The sequence below is a fragment of the Burkholderia sp. LMG 13014 genome, from assembly GCF_905232215.1.
Lineage (GTDB): Bacteria > Pseudomonadota > Gammaproteobacteria > Burkholderiales > Burkholderiaceae > Burkholderia.
This window is the reverse complement of record NZ_CAJNKE010000573.1, coordinates 1-3,694: the sequence shown is the minus strand read 5'-3', so window position 1 is coordinate 3,694 and position 3,694 is coordinate 1. Positions and strand designations below refer to the sequence as shown.

5 protein-coding genes are annotated in these 3,694 nt (G+C 65.9%); 3 read left to right on the top strand and 2 right to left on the bottom strand.

Annotated features, from left to right (window positions below; genetic code table 11):
* The coding region (locus JYJ84_RS31090; protein ID WP_205189908.1) for a CBS domain-containing protein at window positions 1-675 on the top strand (675 nt) is incomplete at its 5' end.
* A 481-nt stretch (window positions 676-1,156) separates the two neighbouring features.
* Window positions 1,157-1,492 carry a hypothetical protein gene (locus JYJ84_RS31085; RefSeq protein ID WP_122947275.1) on the top strand — a complete coding sequence of 112 codons (336 nt, stop codon included), beginning with the start codon at window positions 1,157-1,159 and terminating at the stop codon, window positions 1,490-1,492.
* 91 nt (window positions 1,493-1,583) lie between these two features.
* On the opposite strand, the gene JYJ84_RS31080 is transcribed toward JYJ84_RS31085, so the two are convergent.
* Both JYJ84_RS31080 and JYJ84_RS31075 read right to left on the bottom strand, forming a co-directional pair.
* Entirely contained in the window at window positions 1,584-1,904 is a 321-nt protein-coding gene (locus tag JYJ84_RS31080; RefSeq protein WP_006478890.1) for a pyrimidine/purine nucleoside phosphorylase, read from the bottom strand.
* A 209-nt stretch (window positions 1,905-2,113) separates the two neighbouring features.
* A complete protein-coding gene (locus JYJ84_RS31075; protein ID WP_122947276.1) occupies window positions 2,114-3,016 on the bottom strand; it encodes a LysR substrate-binding domain-containing protein in 903 nt (300 codons plus the stop codon).
* 182 nt (window positions 3,017-3,198) lie between these two features.
* Here JYJ84_RS31075 and JYJ84_RS31070 point away from each other — a divergent pair.
* Window positions 3,199-3,694, top strand: a 496-nt coding sequence (locus tag JYJ84_RS31070) for an amidohydrolase (RefSeq protein WP_205189907.1), incomplete at its 3' end; no start/stop codon positions are given.

Genomic DNA, 3,694 nt, shown 5'->3' with positions numbered 1-3,694 from the left:
GCGACGCTCGGTGCCCCGCTGACCGCGATCGTGTTCGCGTTCGGCCTCACGCACGACGCGAACGCACTGCTGCCGCTGCTCGCGGCGACGCTCGTCGCGCACGGTTTCGCGACCATCGTGATGAAGCGCTCGATCATGACGGAGAAGATCGCGCGCCGCGGCTATCACATCTATCGCGAGTACGGCGTCGATCCGCTCGAGCGGCATGACATCGGCGAAGTGATGACGTCGGCCGACCTGCTCGTCGCGATCGACGGCGCAGCGACGCTCGCTACCGTCGAGTCGCAGTACTTCGGCGCGAAGCAGTCGCACCGTGCGTACCCGGTCGTGCAGAACGGCCGCCTGCTCGGTCTCGTCGATCGCGCGACGCTCGACGCGCAGCGCGCGCAGGCCACGGCCGACACGCCGATTTCGGGCGCATTCGTCAACCGCGCGCCGGCCGTCGCGCAGGCGCACGAAACCTGCCGCGTCGTCGCGTCTCGGCTCGCGATGCTCGGACTCGAGCGCCTGCCGGTGGTCGCCGACGAGCAATCGATGCGCATCACCGGCATCGTGTCGCGCAGCGACCTGATCAAGCCCGCGCTCCAGCACTTCGACGACGAACAGAAGCGCGAGCGCTTCCGCCCGGTCGTCCCGGCCAACCTGCGCGACATCGGCACGCGCAAGGCCGGCTGACCCACTGCGCTGCGCGGCACCCTAGCCGCGCACGACCCGCTCGCGTTACCGCTTCCGGACGATGCTGCACGCCCCTCGCGCGCCGCATCGCATTTCGCCGCTTCCCGTGTTTAAAGTTGGTTAACAATTCGACGGACGAAAGTTTGTCATCATGGTGCTCATGCGACGGGGCCACCAATCAGCCATTCCACTTCGCGATCAAATAAAGAGTCTCGGCACGGCATGCAGACACATGCCGTTCGCCGCGACCGTCACGTCACCACACGACCGGGCAGCGCGCCGACCACGCAGCGCATGACGTCGTGCCGCACACGACGCATGCCGTGCCGCAGCAAAGTGCACTGCATCGCAGCCGCCATTTGGCAAGCGCGTTAACAACTTGTTTCGGAATAGCCGGAACCGTGCTCGCCTGATGCGATCTCACTGTTACGCAGTCCTGCTGCGCATCCCACTCAATCAATCACGACTCGAGGGAGATAACGTGAACGCTAAATTCCTACCGCTCATCGCATTGACCGTGGCATTTTCTGCTCATGCAGCCGATTCTGCCCTGCAGAATGTGGGACAAAGCCAAAAGCCCGCCGATCAAGTGGCGCAGTGCATCGCCAAGACGTGGGCCGACAAGTCGCAACAACAAGTGACGTCGCAGTATGAACTGGCAAACGGCCTCGCAATGGCCGTGTATGCGCCGGGCCAGCAGCCGCCGAACGGCGCTGCCGCAGTGGTCCGCCCGGCCAACGCCGGCAACGCGAAGACCTGGGTCGGTTTCCGCGGTGGCGATGCATCGTCGGCCGGCGACATCAACGCCTGCCTGTAAAGAGAACAGGCGCTCCGGATGGCCTGGGTGCCATCCGCTTGCGACCAGCCCCGCTTCGGCGGGGCTTTTTCTTTTGCTGCGCGCTTGCGTGTTACAGGTAGCTGCAGACGTAATCGAGCGTCTCGAGCACTTCGATGTCGAAGCGGCTCTTGCCCGGCACCGAGAACGATTCGCCGGCGCCGTAGGTCTGCCATTCGCTGCTGCCGTCGAGCTTCACGCGGCACTTGCCGGCCTGCACTTCCATCAATTCGGGCGCATCGGTGCCGAAGTTGAGCGCGCACGGCAGGATCACGCCGAGCGTCTTGCGCGTGCCGTCCGGGAAGAGCACGGTATGCGACACGCACTTGCCGTCGAAATAGACGTTCGCGCGCTTGACGACCGATACGTTGTCGAATTGGGTTGCACTGGTCATGAAATGCCTCTGATTGCTGGATGCCGGATGGCGATGTTGTTGGCGGCCGGCCGGAGCGGCGGGCCGGCCGCTATAATACCGGCTCGCGCGGTATGCGCCGGAATGGCGTGCCCGCTGCGCAAGCCACGTGCCCGCCGGACGACGGCAACGTCACGCACTTGATCGTCAGGATAACGATGCAATGACGGCTCCCAACCGCGGGCACCGGTTCATCGAAGCCCCTTGCGTCGAGCGGAATCGCGCAGGCAGTCGAGCAGCATCGCCGCGGCCGGCGTCAGCGGGCTGTCGCGACGCGTGATGACCTGCACCGAGACGCCCGGCAAGCGCTCGCGGATCGGCAGCACCGCGAGCTGGTCGCGCGCCCACTCGCCCTGCAGCAGTTGCTCGGGCATCGATGCGATCAGGTCGCAACCGGTCATCAGGCTGTGCGCGAGCCCGAAGCTCGGACATTCGACGACGCGCGCCGGCACCGGCAGCCCGTACGCGACGAACGAATTGAACAGCACCTGCGTCGAACTTTCCGGCGACGGGTTCATCAGCCAGTCGGCCTCGACGAGATCGGCGAGCGACGTGGCCGACGCGAGCGGATGCCCCTTGCGGGCGACGATCAGCGACCGGCTCGCATAGAGTTCCGCGTGATCGAATTCAGCCGCCAGCAATTCGGGCACGACGACGGCCACCGCGAAATCGAGCGAGCCGTCGTGCAGGCGCGGCAGCGCAACGCCCGGAAACCCTTCGACCAGGTTGACGCGCGCCACCGGAAAGCGGCGCCGGAACGCGCGAAACGCATCGGGCAGGATCGTCACCGCGGCGGCCGGCGTGATCGCCGCTGCGACGGAGCCCGTCATCGCGCCCTGCGCCTGCTCGATATCGTCGCGGGCGCGCTGCATTTCGGCGACGATCAGCCGCGCGCGCACCTGCAACTGCTGGCCGAACGCGGTGAGTTGCACGCCGCGCGCGGTGCGCACGACGAGTGACACGCCGAGCGCGATCTCCAGCTCCTTGACCGCCTTCGTCAACGCCGCTGGCGACACGTTCAGACGCCGCGCAGCCGCGCGAATGCTGCCCTCTTCCGCGACGGTGACGAACGCTTTCAGCTGATGGTATTTCATGGCGGCAATGCGTGATCCGTGGAAACCCTGTGCTGCGCGGCACACGCCGACTCAGGGTATTCCCGAGCGGCAACCGGTGGTGAGCACCAAAGCAATTTATCAGCTTCTGGTACACAAAAGAAATTTATATGCTTGCTCGTCATATGTGCGTCAAACGCCCCACCTGCCCCACAGGAGACACCATGCTGCAAGCCGTGAACCCCGTCATCCCCGGCATCGCCGCGATCGCACCCGAGCTGGTCGAGGTACGCCGCCGCATCCACGCTCACCCCGAACTCGCATTCGAGGAAACGCTCACGAGCGATCTCGTCGCCGAGCTGCTCACCGGCTGGGGTTATGAAGTGCATCGAGGGATCGGCAAGACGGGCGTGGTCGGCGTGCTGCGCGAAGGGCAAGGCACGCGCACGGTCGGGCTGCGCGCCGACATGGATGCGCTGCCGCTCGCGGAGGCCACGGGCCTGCCGTACGCGAGCCGCCATGCGAACAAGATGCATGCGTGCGGCCACGACGGCCACACCGCGATGCTGCTGTGCGCGGCACGCCACCTCGCGGCCACGCGCCAGTTCTCCGGCACGCTGAACCTGATCTTCCAGCCGGCCGAGGAAAACTTCGGCGGCGCGAAGGCGATGATGGACGACGGCCTGTTCGACCGCTTCCCGTGCGACGCGATCTTCGCGA